We start from the raw sequence: 17,090 nt of genomic DNA on the forward strand, positions 1-17,090 counted from the left end.
TTCGATCAACCTTCAGGAGACCTCCCGTGACTCAAAGCACCCGCATCCTTCTTGGCGTGAACATCGATCACGTGGCGACTTTGCGCCAGGCACGCGGCACGCGTTATCCGGATCCGGTCAAGGCCGCGCTGGACGCGGAAGAGGCGGGTGCCGATGGCATCACGGTTCATCTGCGCGAAGACCGTCGCCACATTCAGGAGCGCGATGTGCTGCTGCTCAAGGATGTGCTGCAGACCCGTATGAACTTTGAAATGGGCGTTACCGAAGAGATGCTCGCGTTTGCCGAGCGGATTCGTCCGGCGCATGTGTGTCTGGTGCCGGAAACGCGTCAGGAGTTGACCACTGAAGGTGGTCTGGACGTGGCGGGTCAGGAAGCCCGGATCAAGGCAGCGGTCGAGCGGCTGTCGAAGATCGGCTGCGAAGTGTCGCTGTTCATCGATGCCGATGAGCGTCAGATTGCGGCTTCTGCGCGTGTCGGTGCGCCTGCCATCGAGCTGCACACTGGCCGCTACGCCGACGCTCAAACCCCGACCGAAGTGGCTGAAGAGCTGCAGCGGGTTGCCGATGGCGTGACCTTGGGTCTGGCTCAGGGGCTGATTGTCAACGCCGGTCACGGTCTGCACTATCACAACGTCGAGGCGATTGCCGCGATCAAGGGCATCAACGAACTGAACATCGGTCATGCACTGGTAGCGCACGCGCTGTTTGTAGGCTTCAAGGCAGCGGTGGCCGAGATGAAGGCGCTGATCGTCGCGGCAGCACGCTAAGGTCTTTGTTACGGATGTTTGATCCGGCGCTGAACGCCTAAGGCTTGCGCCCCACGATCACTGCCCGCATCGGCGCGGGCAGGCCTTCGACGGTTCTGGCTGGATCGCTCGGGTCGAGGAAGTCCCCCAGCGACTGAAAACGCATCCACTCAGTGCTGCGTTGTTCGTCGACCGTTGTATGGCTGACGTCCACACAGCGCACATCGGTAAAGCCGGCACGGCGCATCCACCGTTCCAGCGCAGGCACGGACGGCAGGAACCAGACGTTGCGCATCTGCGCGTAACGATCCTCGGGTACCAACACCTGATGCACATCCCCCGGTATCACCAGCGTCTCCATGACCAGTTCACCACCTTTCACCAGGCAGTCTTTCAACGCCAGCAAGTGATCAATGGGCGATTTACGGTGATACAGCACGCCCATGGAAAACACCGTGTCGAACCCTTCCAGATTGGCAGGCAGGTCCTCCAGAGCGAAGGGCAGGTGCCAGGCAGGCAGGTCGGGCAGGTAGCGTTGCATGGCCTGGAACTGACAGAAAAACAGCCAGTTCGGATCGACGCCAATCACACAGTCAGCCCCGGCACCGAGCATGCGCCACTGGTAATAACCGTTGCCGCAGCCCACATCCAGCACGCGCTTGCCTTTCAGATCCAGATGCGGCGATACGCGCGACCACTTCCAGTCGGAGCGCCATTCGGTATCGATGTGTACGCCAAACACGTTGAACGGTCCTTTGCGCCACGGCGAAAGTCCCATCAAGGCCTTGCGCAGCACGGTGCGGGTTTCGCCATCGCACTCGGTTTCCAGCGTGAAGCTGTCGGCCAGTTCCACACGGCTTGGTATCAGCGCAGGCAGCGCGTCCAGCGCACTCTGCCAACGCTGCAAGTCGCCGTGCCCTTTGGTCATTTTGGTGTCGAGCTGGGCCTGCAGGCCGTTGGACCATTCTGCCAGCGGAGTGCGTGCCAGACGGCGGACAAGTGGAGCGAGATCAATCATGGCAGGGCAATCAACGAGGCAAAGTTAAGGCATTGGAACCAGGGCACCACCTTGGAAAAACCGGCGGCGAGCAGACGTTGGCGATGTTCTTCGAGGCTGTCGGGTTTCATGACGTTCTCGATCGCGCTGCGCTTCTGGGCAATCTCCAGATCGCTGTAGCCGTTGGCGCGCTTGAAGGCAATGTGCAGGTCGGTCAGCAGTGCGTGTTCCTGCTCGTCATCGAAGCGCAGTTTTTCCGAGAGGATCAACGCGCCGCCCGGCACCAGTGCCTGGCGGATGCGACCCAGCAGCTCCAGACGCTGCTCGGGCGCAATGAATTGCAGGGTGAAGTTCAGAGCAACCACCGAGGCCGGTTCGAACGTCAGGCCCAGTATGTCGCCCTCGATGACCTCAACCGGCAACAGCTCCTGAAACATCGAATTCTGGGCGTTCAGGTATTCGCGGCAGCGTTCGACCATGGCGGCCGAGTTGTCGATGGCGATGACCCTGCACCCGTCGATGCGCACGTGGCGGCGCAGGGCCTGAGTGACGGCACCCAGCGAACTGCCCAGGTCGTAGAGAACGGTGTCGGGTTGCGCGAACTGCGCCGCAAGCACACCGAGGTTCTCGACAATGGTCGGGTAACCGGGCACCGAGCGCTTGATCATGTCCGGGAACACCCGCACCACGTCTTCATTGAAGGCGAAGTCAGGCACCTGAGCCAGAGGCTGGGCGAATAGGCGGTCGGGTTCTTTGATCACGGCAATTCCGGCGAATGCTTTTGAAAGGCGGGCATTCTAGCCAAGTTGTCGGCGTGATGCATGGTCTGGCGCAGCTTCCCGGATGAGTCCCCGCGCGGAGTGTCGAAAAGGCCTCAGTTCACCTTGATCGAGCAGTCGAAGGTTTGCTCCGGCGCGACTTCCGGTGCCCAGGGTTGCCGGTAGACCATCAGCAGATGTCCGCTGCCAGCCTGCGTGGCTTTGAAACGCCAGACAGATTCGCCGCCGCTGCCGATCATTTCCTTGCTGCCGCCATTGGCATACACCTCAGGCCCCAGGCTTCGCAGGATGTCCTGTGCCGGATTCTGGGTCAGCCAGCGAAAGCCGGTGGTCGGATTGCTGGGCAGGGTCAGAATCAGCGTCTGTCCGGCTTCCAGGCTCAATGGACAGTCACTCTGGCTATCGATGGAAACGATGTTTTTCGGGGTTTGTGCGCAGGCGCTCAACAGGGCGAGGCTCAAGGGCACAGCGAGACGGGCAGGGGTCATGGCAAGGTCCGGTTTTGCAAGACGATGCTGGAGAATAACCGATCAGGGTTTGGGAGGGGAGCCAGAGGTGTCGATGCACTCAGGAGTCATGCGCGCGATCATGCTCAATCCGCTTGTTCCCACGCGCTGTCATACACACGTCTGCCTCGACACTGATCGTGCCCATCGCTCCGCGTCCGCTTGAAAGCGTGACGCGGAGCGATATGGCTGCAGGTCTCAGAACAACACTTTCGCCACGTCTGCAAAGCGTTTGGCGAAGTGCACGGTCAGGCCTTCCTTCAGGTAGTCAGGCAGTTCCTCGAAGTTGCCACGGTTGGGCTCCGGCAGGATCAGCTCGTTGATCTTCTGACGGCGCGCCGCGATGACCTTCTCCCGCACGCCGCCAATCGGCAGCACGTGCCCGGTCAGGGTCAGTTCGCCTGTCATGGCCACGCCTTTTTTCGGCGGCTGGTTGCGGGCCAGGGACAGCAGGGCGCTGGCCATGGTCACACCCGCGCTCGGCCCGTCTTTGGGCGTGGCGCCTTCCGGCACGTGCAAGTGCACGAATGCTTCATCGAAGAACTTCGCGTCGCCGCCAAACTTCGACAGATTGGAACTGACGTAGCTGTAGGCAATTTCTGCAGACTCTTTCATCACGTCACCCAACTGACCGGTCAGCTTGAAGCCGCGGTTCAGCGTGTGGATGCGGGTGGCTTCGATCGGCAGGGTCGCGCCACCCATGCTGGTCCAGGCCAGGCCTGTGATGACACCAGTGCCTGACAACACTTGCTCGCTGCGGAACACCGGCATGCCCAAGGATGCCTCCAGATCCTTCGGCCCGATCTTGATGACCGAGTCCGGCGTATCCAACAGTTTTACGACCGCCTTGCGCACCAGTTTGCCGAGTTGCTTCTCCAGATGCCGCACACCCGCTTCACGCGCATACCCTTCGATCACGGCGCGCAGTGCACTGTCGCTGATGGTCAGCTTGTTCTTGGCGACGCCTGCCTTGGCCAACTGCTTGGGCCACAGATGGCGCTTGGCGATGGCCAGCTTTTCTTCGGTGATGTAGCCGGACAGGCGAATCACTTCCATCCGGTCCAGCAACGGGCCGGGAATCGAGTCCAGCGTGTTGGCGGTACAGACGAACAGCACTTTGGAGAGGTCCAGGCGCAGGTCCAGGTAATGGTCAAGGAATTCGACGTTCTGTTCCGGGTCCAGGGTTTCCAGCAGGGCAGATGCCGGATCGCCCTGATAGCTCTGCCCCATCTTGTCGATTTCATCGAGCATGATGACCGGGTTCATCACCTCGACATCCTTGAGCGCCTGCACCAGCTTGCCGGGCTGGGCACCGATGTAGGTGCGACGATGACCCTTGATTTCCGCTTCATCGCGCATGCCACCGACGCTCAGACGATAGAACGGTCGCCCCAGAGATTCGGCAATCGAGCGTCCGACACTGGTCTTGCCCACGCCGGGCGGACCGACCAGCAGCACGATCGAACCGCTGATTTCGCCTTTATAAGCACCGACGGCGAGGAATTCGAGAATCCGCGCCTTGATGTCATCCAGCCCGGCGTGATGCTGATCAAGCACCTTGCGTGCATGCTTGAGGTCCAGCTTGTCCGCACCATACACGCCCCACGGCAGGGAACTGGCCCAGTCCAGGTAGTTGCGGGTCACGGCGTATTCCGGCGAGCCGGTTTCCAGCACCTTGAGCTTGCCGATTTCCTCGTCGATTTTCTTGCGCGCCTGTGGCGTCAGGGTCTTGCCTTCCAGACGCTGCTCGAACTGTTCGATATCAGCGCTGCGGTCGTCCTTGCTCAGGCCCAGTTCCTGCTGGATGACCTTGAGCTGTTCCTTGAGAAAGAACTGGCGCTGGTGTTCGCCGATCTTGCGATTGACCTCGGCAGAGATCTCTTTCTGCAACCGCGCAACTTCAACTTCCTTGCGCAGCATCGGCAGGACTTTTTCCATGCGCTTGAGCATGGGCACACAATCGAGCACCTGCTGCAGTTCCACGCCTGTTGCCGACGTCAGCGCCGCAGCAAAGTCCGTAAGCGGCGAAGGGTCGTTCGGACTGAAGCGGTTCAGATAGTTTTTCAGCTCTTCGCTGTACAGCGGGTTGAGCGGCAGCAGTTCCTTGATCGCATTGATCAGGGCCATGCCGTAGGCCTTGACCTCATCGGTCGGCTCGTTCGGCTGCTGCGGGTACTCGACTTCCACCAGATACGGCGGGCGATGGTGCTTGAGCCAGGTGCGGATACGCACGCGGCTCAGGCCCTGCGCCACGAACTGCAATCGTCCATTTTCACGGCTGGCGTGGTGAACCTTTACCAAAGTGCCATACTCTGGCAGCGCACGGGTATCGAAGTGGCGCGGATCCTCTTGCGGCGTGTCCATGAAAAACAGCGCAAGGGAATGATGTTCGGACTTGCTGACCAGCTCCAGTGTCTCGGCCCATGGCTCTTCGTTGACGATAACCGGCAGGACCTGGGCAGGGAAGAACGGGCGGTTATGGATCGGGATGATGTAGACCTTGTCCGGCAGATTCTGGCCGGGCAGGGCAAGCGAGGTGCTGTCGGAGCTCAGCGACACGTCGTGCTCGGCTGAATCATTCGGCAAATCTGGCGAGTCTGTCTGCTGGTCGCTCATGGGGCACCTGAGAAGTTGAACATGGCTCTTAGATGGGGCGGGTGTCCTCAGGTTTCAATGGCTTCGGTCGATAGTCTGAACAGTGGCGATAAAACCTGTGGTTTCGAGCGTCGCCGGGATCTTTCAGTTGTCGCCAGGGCTGGCTTATTTTTTGCGGCGCTGCCGTTGTGGGTTGATTCGGTTATGACCAACGTATTTATTTCTGCATTGCTGGCCGGCCTGTGGATGATGTCTGCTGTCAGTGCCTCGGCCGCGACGTTCACGGCGCAACTGGTCGACAGGCAGGGCAAGCCGCTGGCCGATGCCGTCGTAACGCTCAAAGGCCCGCCGGATGCCACGCCTGCAGCGCTCAAAGCGTCCATGGATCAGCGCGACCAGGAATTTGCGCCTCACGTTCTGGCCGTTCACACCAGCACGCAGGTGAAATTTCCCAACAGCGACAACATCCGGCATCAGGTGTACTCCTTTTCTCCGGCCAAGCGCTTCGAGCTGCGTCTTTATGAAGGCACACCGTCGGAACCACTGCTGTTCGACAAGCCGGGAGTCGTGGTGCTCGGCTGTAATATTCACGACTGGATGGTCGGCTACATCTACGTCACGGATGAGCCTTGGTTCGGGGTGACCGACAGCAATGGCCAGCTCAAACTGGATCAGATGCCTGCAGGACACTACCAGGCAACGCTCTGGCACCCGCAGATTGAAGACATGCAGCCAGTGTCAGGTGGCGAGTTCGACATTCCTGCCGCAGGCCTTACCCAGCGCTTTACCCTGTCAATCGTGCCAGTCTCTGTCGACGACAAGCCAGCCAAACCGGCGACGAGTGGCTTTGGCGATGCTTTTCACAAGGCAGCCCATGAATGAACCTTAAAGTCAGCTTTCAGGCGCGCATCGCGGGGGTCTTGATTGCCTTGCTGCTGATCGTGGTCTTTGCGGTGTACTTCGCGGTCAAGGTGGCGACCGGCGACGCAGTGCGCACTCAGGCTCAGGCTCAACTGGAAGTGGGTAGCCGGGTGTTCGAGCGGCTGATCGATTTGCGCGGCAAACGCCTGCGCGATGCGGTGCAGCTGCTGTCTGCCGACTTCGGTTTTCGCGATGCCGTTGCCAGTTCCGACTCTTCGACCATCCGTTCGGTGCTGCTCAACCACGGCAAGCGCATCAACGCGAGCGACATGTTTCTGCTGGGTATGGACGGTGTGGTGATCGCCAGTACCGTGCCCGAGGTGCCCGAGGGCTCCCGGTTCGTTTATGACCAGGCGCTGCGTACCGCCAAACGCGCTGGCCAGTCGGTGCTGATCGTGCCGGGAGGTGGTACGCCGCATCTGCTGGTCGAGAGCACGGTACTTGCTCCTTTGCCAATTGGTCGGGTGGTGATGGGATTTTCCATCGACAGCGACATCGCTGAAGAGCTGCGCTCGCTCAGCGGTCTGGAGGTGTCGTTTCTGACCATTGAGAACGGCAAGGCCGGCAGCCTGATCAGTACTCAGCCCGAAGCCTTGCATGCCGGTCTGATTGACCTGATGCGCAGTTCCTCTGGCGGACAGATGCGCATCACCGAACAGTCCAATCTGAATTTTCTCAGCCAGACCCTGATGCTTGCCAACACGGGCAATGGCGGCGACGGACAGGTCCTGGCCCTGCTGCAAAGCCCGCTGGACATAGCCCTGCAGGCCTTCGCGCCGCTGGACGAGAAGATTTTCTGGATTTCCATGGCGGCGCTGCTGGCTTCGCTGATCGGCACCCTGGTACTGGCGCGTAGTGTTTCACTCCCGGTGCGTGAGCTGGCGATCGCAGCCAAGCGGATCGGTGACGGCGATTACAAGACACCGGTCAACATGGCCCGCACGGATGAACTCGGCATGCTGGCCGACGCCATCAACACCATGCAGCACGGTATTGCGGTGCGTGAAGGGCAACTGGCGCATAACGCGCTGCACGACAACCTGACCGGCCTGCCCAACCGGGCGCTGGTGATGGAGCGGCTGGGCAGCGCCATTGCCGCCGAGCGTGCGGTGGCGCTCTTGTACCTGAGCATTGAAAACCTCGGTGCGATCAACGAAAGCTCCGGTGCCGAAGGCGTCGAGCAGTTGTTGCTTCAAGTGGGCCAGCGTCTGCAAAGCACACTGCGCGCCGGTGATACCGTTGCCCGGCTGTCCGCCAACGAGTTTCTGTTGTTGCTCGACCAGACCACCAGCGACGGCGCGGTAGCGATGGGCGATGCACTGCAACGGCTGCTCAGCGAGCCGCAGCGAATCGACAACCACGACATTGCGCTCGAGTGCTGCATCGGCATCACGGTTTACCCGGAAAACGGCAACTCGGCCCAGGAGCTGGTCAATCGCGCGGCCATCGCTCGCAAGGACGCCGCGTTCCTGCCGGGACGACTGCAAATCTATCAGGACGGTCGCGATCTGGCGCACCAGCGTCAGATCAGCCTGATTCGTGATCTGCGCAAGGCACCGCACAACGGCGAACTGATGCTGCATTACCAACCCAAGCTGGATATTCGTCAGGGAACGGTGCGCCAGGCCGAAGCCTTGTTGCGCTGGAGTCATCCGCAGTTCGGCAACGTCTCGCCGGCTGAATTCATCGTGCTGGCCGAGCGGACCGGCAGTATCCATCTGCTGACCAACTGGGTCATTGAAGAGGCCATGCGCCAACTGGCCGAGTGGCGCAAGCGGGGCCTGGTGTTGCAGGTGTCAGTGAACATTTCTGCCGATGACCTGTTGGGCGAGGATCTGGCCGGATTTGTCGTCGGTCTGCTCAAACAGTACGGCGTGCCGGCCGAGCAACTGCTGTTCGAAATAACTGAAAGCGCAATCATGAGCCAGCCGGAAAAAGCGCTGGTGGTGCTGCACAAGCTGCGTGACTGTGGCATCAGCCTGTCGATCGATGATTTCGGCACCGGCTATTCATCGTTGGCGCACCTCAAACGTCTGCCAGTGCAAGAGCTGAAAATCGACCAATCGTTCGTGCGCGATCTGGATGAGACCAGTGAAGACGCGGTGATCGTGCGTTCGACCATTGAAATGAGCCACAACCTGGGGCTCAAAGTGGTGGCAGAGGGCGTGGAATATCAGCACAGCCTGGACCTGCTTCGTCGCTGGCACTGCGACACCGCGCAGGGTTACCTGATCAGCAGGCCGCTGACCGCCACTGCGTTCGAGACATGGATCGTCAAAACCGATGAATTACCCGGTCTGATGGTGAATTGAGCCATGTCCTACAAAATATCGCTGATGTTGGGTTGTCTGTTGGGCGCTGCGGCACTTCCTGCCCTGGCCGACAACGGTCGTCTGATTGCCACGGGCGGTGCCAGTAACATCGAAGGCAGCGCGGGCGGCGGTATCACGCCCTGGGCGGTGATCACCGGCTACAGCGAGCAGGGCGAGTGGGGCGCGACAGCATTTGCCACGCACATCAATCTTCCGGATTACAACCTGGATGTGGCGGGTCTTGCCTTCGCTTACGGCAACCGCGTTGAACTGTCCTACGCGCATCAGCGCTTTGATATCAGCCCGTTGCAGCACAAGCTGAGCCTGCCGGATGACAACCTCAGCCAGGACGTATTTGGCGTCAAGTTGCGGCTGTTCGGTGATCTGATTTACGACAGCCTCCCGCAGGTGTCGCTGGGCGTGCAGTACAAGCACCAGAACGATTTCCTGATTCCGAGTCTGGTCGGCGCGCAGCGTGACGCTGACGTCGAAGGCTATCTAACGGCCAGCCGCCTGTTCATGGGCGCAGCGTTCGGCTACAACGTGGTGGTCAACGGCGGCGTGCGTTACAGCCGCGCCAACGAAACCGGTCTGTTGGGGTTCGGTGGTGACCGGCGTGATACGCGCAGCCTGCTCAAAGAGGGGTCGGTGGCGGTGCTGTTCAACCCGCGCTGGGCCATGGGCGTGGAGTACCGCGAGAAACCCGACAATCTGTCGTTTGCGGGCGAAAGCGACTGGGCGGATGTGTTCCTCGGTTATTTCCCCAATAAGCACCTGTCAGTGGTGCTGGCCTACGCCCGCTTGGGTGAAATCGCCACGCTGGACAACCAGAACGGCACCTATCTGTCCGTTCAGGGGAGTTTCTGATGATGCGTTTGGTGATGTGTCTGATGCTGGCCCTGATGGTCGGGTGTGCTCAACAGCAGGTCAAGGATGACAGCCTTTATCAGGATCTGGGGCAGCGCGCGGGCATCCAGCGTATCGTCGAAGGCATGCTGCTCAACGCTGCCAGGGATGACCGGATTGTCGAGCGCTTCAAAAGGGTCAATATCGTGCTGCTGCGCGACCGGCTGGTCGAGAAGTTCTGTGTGATAGCCGACGGTCCCTGCACCTACACCGGCGACAGTCTGGCCGAATCCCACAAGGGTCAGAACCTCAGCCCGAGCGATTTCAACGCGCTGGTCGAAAACCTGATCGCCGCCATGGACACCGAAAAAGTCCCGGTGCCGGTGCAAAATCGCTTCATCGTCCGACTTGCTGCGCTGCGTGGAGAGGTGATCCGCAAGTAGCTTCATAGTCGAGAGCGGACGCGGGGCGTCCTGTGCGGCAATACCACGCAGGCGTGGAACGATCCTGCCTCGTGCCCATATCGCTCCGCGTGGGCATGCAGCCGTGACGCTCTGCGTCACACATGGCACAGACCGAGGATTCAGTGAGCCAGGTGCAGGGTTCACGTTACCTTCCGAAATGAGTGCTGATCAACTCAACCGCGTCAGATACCCCGGTACTTCCTGCTCGGGCAGCACCGACAACACTTTCAAACGCTGAAGCATGCGTTGTCTGGCGCGATGCAGGTGTTCCTTGAGATTCAGTGCGGCGGCGTCGAAGGCACCGTGCAGCAGCAGTTCGAGAATCATTCGGTGTTCGGCGAGCATGGCTTCATCGGCACCGATATCCAGCAGCCGATAGAAGATCCGGTTGATAATCATGGGGCTCTGCGCCTGGCTGATCAGGGTGGCGATCTTGCGATTCTGCAGGCCCGCCAGACACTGTTGATGCAGGTCCTCTTCCAGCTGCTCGATCTGTTCCAGACTGCAGCTTTCAGCGTTCTGCGCCGCGATGGTTCTGGCCAGCATGCTTTCCAGAAGCTCGCGACTCAGATGCGGCCCGGTCTGGCGCAAGGCTTCGGGTTCCAGACAGGCGCGCAGCTCATAATCGTCGGTCACTTCACGCGCCGTCAGCGGCCCGGCCAACCATTGGGAATAGGGTTCTTTTTCCACCAGTCCGCGATCACGCAGACGCATCAGCGCTTCACGAACAATGGCGCGGCTGACCCCGAAATGCTCGGCTGCGCTCTGTTCATCCAGACGGTAATGACCAAAAGCGATACACGCCGACAGCGCCGCGCCGATCTCGTCATGGATGCGCTCACCCAGCGGGCGGGTGTCTACCAGCTCTTCGCTGCTGTCCAGCCCGAACTGTTTGTGGCTCAGGCTCAGGCGCAAGGGTTCGACCGAGCCGCCGTCCGGGTTGACCAGATAACCGCGCCCGTCGAACCGGGTGATCAGTCCTTCGTCGTGCAGCAGGTTGAGCGCCTTGCGCACTGGAACGCGGCTGGTGCCAAACAGTTCTGCCAACGGCGCTTCGAGCAATACCAGTCCATTGGCGACCGCACCCGTGAGGATGGCGTTGCGTAACACTTCACGGATCGTGGCGTAACGCGAGGCGGTACGCGGGTCCTCATCTGACATCGTTTTCTTACACTTTTGACGGCTGACGAACAATTCTCGCACAGATGCGCCACTGTCACCTTGAGGTACATCTGCATGCTCACTCATGGGGCCACCGTTACCTATCTGCACTAAAATGTACCTTTTATAAAAGATACATTATTTCATTGTGACAGCCGACCAAATGCTCTGCATACCACCGACTCAACGTGTGTGCCGACAATGAAAGGTTTCTAATCCAATGTTCTTGGCGCATTCAAGCGCGTGAGGCGGCCTTTTCAGCGGGCCATGAGTCCCAGATTGGCATGGATTCTGCCTTTGTTAAATGTACATTTTATTAATAAGTACATTTTTAAGGTCTGCCATGTCGATGATGGACACCACCGCTCCCGGAACCACGCTCGATGCCTGCGCACTGGCCGAAGACTTCGCCAAGGGACGAAACAATCCCGTGCAAGCCCTGGAGCAGACCCTGCATCGTGCCGGTCAGGTTGATCACGCCTTCATTTCGATGAGTGAAGAACGTGCCCGTCGCGAGGCCGAAGCGTCGGCCGCCCGCTGGAAGCAGGGTCAGCCGCTCGGCCCGTTCGATGGCGTTCCGCTGGCGTGGAAAGACCTGTTCGATGTGGCGGGTTCCGTGACCACGGCCGGTTCTGCTACCCGCCGACAGGTCAGCGCCGCTTGCCTGGACGCGCCAAGCGTCGGGCTGCTGGCCCGCTCCGGCATGGTCAGTGTGGGCAAGACCAACCTCAGTGAGTTTGCGTATTCCGGGCTCGGTCTCAATCCGCATTTCGGCACGCCGGTCAATCCGCTCGGCGATGATTCGCCACGGATTCCCGGTGGCTCGTCATCAGGCTCAGGGGTTGCTGTCGCAGCGGGCATCGTGCCGATTGCGATGGGCACTGACACCGCAGGCTCGATTCGCATTCCCGCGGCGTTCAACGGTCTGGTGGGTTTTCGCAGTACCAGTCGCCGTTACAGCCGCGATGGCGTGTTCCCGCTGGCAATCACGCTGGACAGTGTCGGGCCGCTGACCCGAAGTGTTCGAGATGTGCTGGTGATCGACGACCTGCTGTGCGCACGCAGCAAGCCGACTTCGCACGTGCCGCGCAGTCTGGCCGGTCAGCAATTCATCGTCGATCAGACGGTGCTGGACGACACACGTGTCGAACCGGCAGTGCGCGACAACCTGCTGCGCGCTGTCGAGGCGCTACGCGTTGCCGGTGCGCTGGTGGAAATGCGCCCTTGCGAAGCCTTTCAAGCCACCTTGCACCTGATCCAGTACAGCGGCTGGCTGGGCGCGGCGGAAGCGTTTGCCCTGCATCAGCCATTGCTCGACAGCGACGCGGCCGTCGACCTCGATCCGCGCGTTCGCATGCGCCTTGAGGCTGCCCGGCACATGCCTGCCAGTCTGCTGATCAATTTGTACGCCGCCCGCGAGCGCTTGCAGGAGCGGCTGACCCTCGAACTGGACGGCGCGCTGCTCATCACCCCGAGCGTGGCTCATGTCGCGCCGCCGTTGGCGCCTTTGCTGGCTGACAACGAGCTCTTCATAAAGACCAACCTCGCAACGCTGCGCCTGACCATGCCCGGCAGCCTGCTCAACATGCCCGGCGTTTCGCTGCCCAGCGGCTTCGACGCGTGCGGTCTGCCCACCGGGCTGCTGCTCAGCGCGCCAGCAGGAGAGGACGCCCGGCTGTTGCGCGCGGCGCTGGCGGTAGAAGCGCTGCTGAAACCCTTATGAACATCGCTTGAACACCCTATCAACGACTGACCGGTGACCTTGCTCCATTCGGTGGACCGGTCCGATCAACCAGCAGGAGAAACAACAATGGCTAAAGAAATTCTGTGTGCGTTTGGTGTGGACGTGGATGCCGTCGCGGGCTGGCTGGGCTCTTATGGCGGTGAAGATTCGCCGGACGATATCTCGCGCGGTCTGTTCGCGGGCGAAGTCGGTGCGCCACGCCTGCTCAAGTTGTTCGAGCGTTACGGGCTGCGTACCACCTGGTTCATTCCAGGCCACTCCATGGAAACCTTCCCCGAGCAGATGAAGGCGGTGGCCGATGCGGGTCATGAAATCGGTGTACACGGCTACAGCCATGAAAACCCGATTGCGATGACACCGGAGCAGGAAGAAATCGTCCTCGACAAGTCGATCGACCTGATCATGCAGGTTACCGGCAAACGTCCGACCGGCTATGTCGCGCCATGGTGGGAGTTCAGCAACGTCACCAACGAGCTGTTGCTCAAGAAGGGCATCAAGTACGACCACAGCCTGATGCACAACGACTTCCACCCGTACTACGTTCGCGTGGGCGACAAATGGACCAAGATCGATTACAGCCAGCACCCCGACACCTGGATGAAACCGCTGGTACGTGGTGAAGAAACCGACCTGGTGGAGATTCCGGCCAACTGGTACCTCGATGACCTGCCGCCGATGATGTTCATCAAGAAAGCCCCCAACAGCCATGGCTTCGTCAACCCGCGTCACCTGGAAGAAATGTGGCGCGATCAGTTCGACTGGGTGTACCGCGAGCACGAGCACGCGGTGTTCACCATGACCATCCACCCCGATGTGTCCGGACGCCCACAGGTGCTGCTGATGCTTGAGCGCCTTATCGAGCATATCCAGAGCCATGCGGGCGTCAAATTCGTCACCTTCGACGAGATAGCCGACGACTTCGTGCGTCGCAACCCACGTAACCGTTGATTCACAGCCCTGTCCGAGGCATCACTCATGTCCATATACAACAAGCTTGACCTGACCGGCTGGAAGCCAGAGCAGTTGACGCCGGAGCAAGTTCGCTTCGCCACATGGATAGCCTTTTTTGCGTGGGTGTTTGCGGTATACGACTTCATTCTGTTCGGGACCCTGCTGCCCGAGATCGGGCGGCACTTTTCCTGGAGTGAAGTGGAGCAGGCCGAGATCGCGACCTGGGTCGCGGTCGGTACGGCCGTGGTGGCGCTGGCCATCGGCCCGTTGGTGGATCGCCTGGGACGGCGTGTGGGCATCATGTTTACCGTAAGCGGATCGGCGATCTGTTCGGCGCTTACGGCCATTGGTGGATCGTGGGGCAAGTCGCCGCTGATCCTGATCCGTTCGCTGGGCGGCCTGGGTTACGCGGAAGAGACGGTCAACGCGACCTACCTGAGTGAAATCTATGCGGCGTCCGATGACCCGCGTCTTGCCAAGCGCCGCGGCTTTATCTACAGCCTCGTGCAAGGCGGCTGGCCGGTCGGCGCGTTGATCGCGGCGGGCCTGACGGCGGTGCTGTTGCCGATCATTGGCTGGCAGGGTTGCTTCGTGTTTGCGGCCATTCCGGCCATCATCATTGCGATCATGGCGCGCAAGCTCAAGGAGAGCCCGCAGTTCCAGATCCATCAGCGCATCACGCAACTGCGAAAAAAGGGTGAGGTCAGCCAGGCGCAGGCCGTAGCGCATACCTATGGCGTCGATTACGACGAACACAGCAAGGCAGGCCTTGGGGCGGCGTTTCGGGGCACCTCGCTGCGCGCAACGCTGGTTATCGGCGCAGCGATTCTGCTCAACTGGGCGGCGATTCAGGTGTTCAGCGTGTTGGGCACAACAGTGATCGTCAGCGTGCACCACATCTCGTTCGAAAACTCGCTGATCATTCTGGTGCTGTCCAACCTGGTCGGTTACTGCGGCTACCTGAGCCACGGCTGGATGGGCGACAAGATCGGCCGTCGCAACGTGATCGGTCTGGGCTGGATGCTCGGCGGTCTGGCGTTTGCGGGCATGCTCTATGGGCCGAGCAACATGCCAATGGTCGTCGGGCTGTACAGCCTGGGTCTGTTCTTCCTGATCGGGCCGTACTCGGCAGCGCTGTTTTTCATCAGTGAAAGTTTTCCCACCAGCATCCGCGCCACCGGCGGCGCAATCATTCATGCCATGGGGCCTATCGGTGCTGTGGTCGCGGGTTTCGGTGCCACGTCGGTGCTGAGCGCAGGCGGCGACTGGCAGACTTCGGCGCTGTACTTCGGCGCGCTGCCTTGCTTCCTGTCCGGCGCGTTGATGTTCGCGGCCCGTCACGTGCGCCCTGAAACCGTCAAATGAGGAAAATGCACATGACTCGTAAAGTTGCACTGGTAACCGGTGCCGCCAGCGGCATCGGTCAGGCCCTGGCGGTGGCGTTTGCCCGGCAGGGTGTTGCGGTGGCGGGCGGGTTTTACCCGGCCGACCCGCACGACCCGGATGAAACCCGTCGGTTGGTGGAAGAGGCGGGCGGCGAATGCCTCATGCTGCCACTGGACGTCGTCAGTACCGAATCGGTGGACAATCTGGCCAGTCAGGCTTTGGCGGCTTTTGGCCGGGTTGATTACGCAGTCGCCAATGCAGGCTTGTTGCGTCGTGCGCCGCTGTTGGAAATGACCGACGAGCGCTGGAATGAAATGCTCGACGTGGACCTGACCGGTGTTATGCGCACCTTCCGCGCGGCAGTCAGGCACATGGGTGAGGGCGGCGCACTGGTGGCGATCTCGTCGATTGCCGGTGGCGTGTACGGCTGGCAGGACCACTCGCATTACGCCGCAGCCAAAGCGGGTGTGCCAGGGCTGTGCCGTTCGCTGGCAGTTGAACTGGCACCCAAGGGCATCCGCTGCAACGCGGTGATTCCCGGCTTGATCGAAACACCGCAGTCGCTGGACAGCCAGAATTCACTCGGTCCGGAAGGGCTGAAGCAGGCTGCCAAGGCGATTCCGCTGGGGCGTGTCGGACGGGCGGATGAGGTCGCTTCGCTGGTGCGGTTTCTGTGCAGTGATGAAGCCAGCTACCTGACCGGGCAGAGCATCGTGATCGACGGCGGCCTGACCGTGCGCTGGCCGGAGTGAGTTTGATTTTTTGATTGTTACCGCTCTGCGTGGTCACGCCGCTCTTGAGGCTCCGCGTCCGCACGGCTGCATGCCCACGCCGAGCATGGGCACGATCAGTGTACGTAGACAGAGATGGGCACGATCACGCGCTCGATGACACGCAACAAGGAATCCACCATGCAACAACTCAAAGACAGACGCGCCGTGATCACCGGCGCAGGCAGCGGTATCGGCGCTGCCATCGCGCGAGCCTATGCCGCCGAAGGCGCGCGGCTGGTGTTGGGCGATCGTGATCCGAATAACCTGACTACAATCGCCGAAGAGTGCCGCCAGCTTGGCGCGCAGGTGTACGCCTGCGTGGCTGACGTCGGTACGGTCGACGGCGCGCAGGCCGGTGTCGATGCGTGCGTCGAGCAGTTCGGCGGCATCGACATTCTGGTCAATAACGCAGGCATGCTGACCCAGGCGCGCTGCGTCGACCTGAGCATCGAGATGTGGAACGACATGCTGCGCGTCGACCTCACCAGTGTGTTCGTCGCCAGCCAGCGCGCCTTGCCGTACATGCTGGCGCAACGCTGGGGACGAATCATCAACGTCGCCTCGCAGTTGGGCATCAAGGGCGGGGCCGAGCTGACGCATTATTCCGCTGCCAAGGCCGGGGTGATCGGCTTTACCAAATCCCTGGCGCTGGAAGTGGCCAAGGACAACGTGCTGGTCAACGCCATCGCGCCCGGCCCCATCGAAACGCCTTTGGTTGCAGGTATCAGCAGCGCCTGGAAAGCCGCCAAGGCGGCCGAGCTGCCCTTGGGCCGTTTCGGTCTTGCGCAAGAAGTCGCGCCGGTCGCGGTACTGCTCGCCAGTGAGCCGGGCGGCAATCTGTTCGTGGGTCAGACACTGGGGCCTAACTCCGGCGACGTGATGCCGTGATGCACCTGAGCGAGGAATGAC

General features: G+C 60.8%; 15 protein-coding genes. 10 read left to right on the forward strand and 5 right to left on the reverse strand.

The features are described 5' to 3' along the window. Positions 1-26 precede the first annotated feature (26 nt). A complete protein-coding gene (gene pdxJ, locus KDX39_RS17955) occupies positions 27-767 on the forward strand; it encodes a pyridoxine 5'-phosphate synthase (protein WP_231661277.1) in 741 nt (246 codons plus the stop codon). A 37-nt stretch (positions 768-804) separates the two neighbouring features. Here the strand turns inward: pdxJ and cmoB are convergent, their stop codons facing one another. From cmoB to lon, 4 genes are all read right to left on the reverse strand, one after another. Next, on the reverse strand, positions 805-1,764 hold the full coding sequence (gene cmoB / locus KDX39_RS17960; RefSeq protein WP_231661278.1) for a tRNA 5-methoxyuridine(34)/uridine 5-oxyacetic acid(34) synthase CmoB: 960 nt from the start codon (positions 1,762-1,764) through the stop codon (positions 805-807). After that, positions 1,761-2,504: a carboxy-S-adenosyl-L-methionine synthase CmoA gene (gene cmoA, locus KDX39_RS17965; protein ID WP_099226152.1), complete on the reverse strand. Its 744-nt coding sequence runs from the start codon at positions 2,502-2,504 to the stop codon at positions 1,761-1,763. Before cmoA ends, cmoB begins: the two co-directional genes overlap by 4 nt. Before the next feature lie 113 nt (positions 2,505-2,617). After that, positions 2,618-3,010, reverse strand: coding sequence for a protease inhibitor I42 family protein (locus tag KDX39_RS17970; protein ID WP_231661279.1), 393 nt, complete (start codon positions 3,008-3,010; stop codon positions 2,618-2,620). A gap of 216 nt (positions 3,011-3,226) precedes the next feature. Continuing rightward, positions 3,227-5,644 (reverse strand): endopeptidase La, encoded by a 2,418-nt coding sequence (gene lon, locus KDX39_RS17975; protein WP_099226150.1) that lies wholly within the window; start codon positions 5,642-5,644, stop codon positions 3,227-3,229. Between the two features lie 183 nt (positions 5,645-5,827). Between lon and KDX39_RS17980 the strand changes: the two genes are divergently transcribed. Genes KDX39_RS17980 through KDX39_RS17995 form a run of 4 tightly spaced genes read left to right on the forward strand, consistent with a single transcriptional unit; the run spans position 5,828 to position 10,145 of the window. Continuing rightward, the gene (locus KDX39_RS17980; RefSeq protein ID WP_231661280.1) at positions 5,828-6,505 is read left to right on the forward strand and encodes a methylamine utilization protein; all 678 of its coding nucleotides are present in this window, start codon (positions 5,828-5,830) and stop codon (positions 6,503-6,505) included. After that, the gene (locus KDX39_RS17985) at positions 6,502-8,856 is read left to right on the forward strand and encodes a bifunctional diguanylate cyclase/phosphodiesterase (RefSeq protein ID WP_231661281.1); all 2,355 of its coding nucleotides are present in this window, start codon (positions 6,502-6,504) and stop codon (positions 8,854-8,856) included. Before KDX39_RS17980 ends, KDX39_RS17985 begins: the two co-directional genes overlap by 4 nt. A gap of 3 nt (positions 8,857-8,859) precedes the next feature. Continuing rightward, complete coding sequence (locus tag KDX39_RS17990; protein ID WP_231661282.1) at positions 8,860-9,723, forward strand: DUF3034 family protein; 864 nt, start codon at positions 8,860-8,862, stop codon at positions 9,721-9,723. Then, on the forward strand, positions 9,723-10,145 hold the full coding sequence (locus KDX39_RS17995; RefSeq protein WP_231661283.1) for a group I truncated hemoglobin: 423 nt from the start codon (positions 9,723-9,725) through the stop codon (positions 10,143-10,145). The genes KDX39_RS17990 and KDX39_RS17995 overlap by 1 nt, the downstream gene beginning before the upstream one ends. Positions 10,146-10,334: 189 nt before the next feature. Here KDX39_RS17995 and KDX39_RS18000 read toward each other — a convergent pair whose 3' ends face one another. Next, on the reverse strand, positions 10,335-11,327 hold the full coding sequence (locus KDX39_RS18000) for a GntR family transcriptional regulator (RefSeq protein WP_231661284.1): 993 nt from the start codon (positions 11,325-11,327) through the stop codon (positions 10,335-10,337). 343 nt (positions 11,328-11,670) lie between these two features. Between KDX39_RS18000 and KDX39_RS18005 the strand changes: the two genes are divergently transcribed. The 5 genes from KDX39_RS18005 (at position 11,671) to KDX39_RS18025 (ending at position 17,069) form a co-directional block, all read left to right on the forward strand. After that, the gene (locus tag KDX39_RS18005) at positions 11,671-13,050 is read left to right on the forward strand and encodes an amidase (protein WP_442964554.1); all 1,380 of its coding nucleotides are present in this window, start codon (positions 11,671-11,673) and stop codon (positions 13,048-13,050) included. 87 nt (positions 13,051-13,137) lie between these two features. Continuing rightward, entirely contained in the window at positions 13,138-14,019 is an 882-nt protein-coding gene (locus KDX39_RS18010; protein ID WP_004881821.1) for a polysaccharide deacetylase family protein, read from the forward strand. A gap of 27 nt (positions 14,020-14,046) precedes the next feature. Continuing rightward, positions 14,047-15,387, forward strand: coding sequence for an MFS transporter (locus KDX39_RS18015; RefSeq protein ID WP_231661285.1), 1,341 nt, complete (start codon positions 14,047-14,049; stop codon positions 15,385-15,387). 11 nt (positions 15,388-15,398) lie between these two features. Further along, complete coding sequence (locus KDX39_RS18020) at positions 15,399-16,160, forward strand: SDR family NAD(P)-dependent oxidoreductase (protein ID WP_231661286.1); 762 nt, start codon at positions 15,399-15,401, stop codon at positions 16,158-16,160. Between the two features lie 159 nt (positions 16,161-16,319). Further along, positions 16,320-17,069, forward strand: a complete 750-nt coding sequence (locus tag KDX39_RS18025; protein WP_231661287.1) for an SDR family NAD(P)-dependent oxidoreductase — start codon at positions 16,320-16,322, stop codon at positions 17,067-17,069. Positions 17,070-17,090: the final 21 nt, after the last annotated feature.

It is taken from the genome of Pseudomonas sp. CDFA 610, assembly GCF_021147865.1.
GTDB classification, from domain to species: Bacteria; Pseudomonadota; Gammaproteobacteria; order Pseudomonadales; family Pseudomonadaceae; genus Aquipseudomonas; species Aquipseudomonas alliivorans.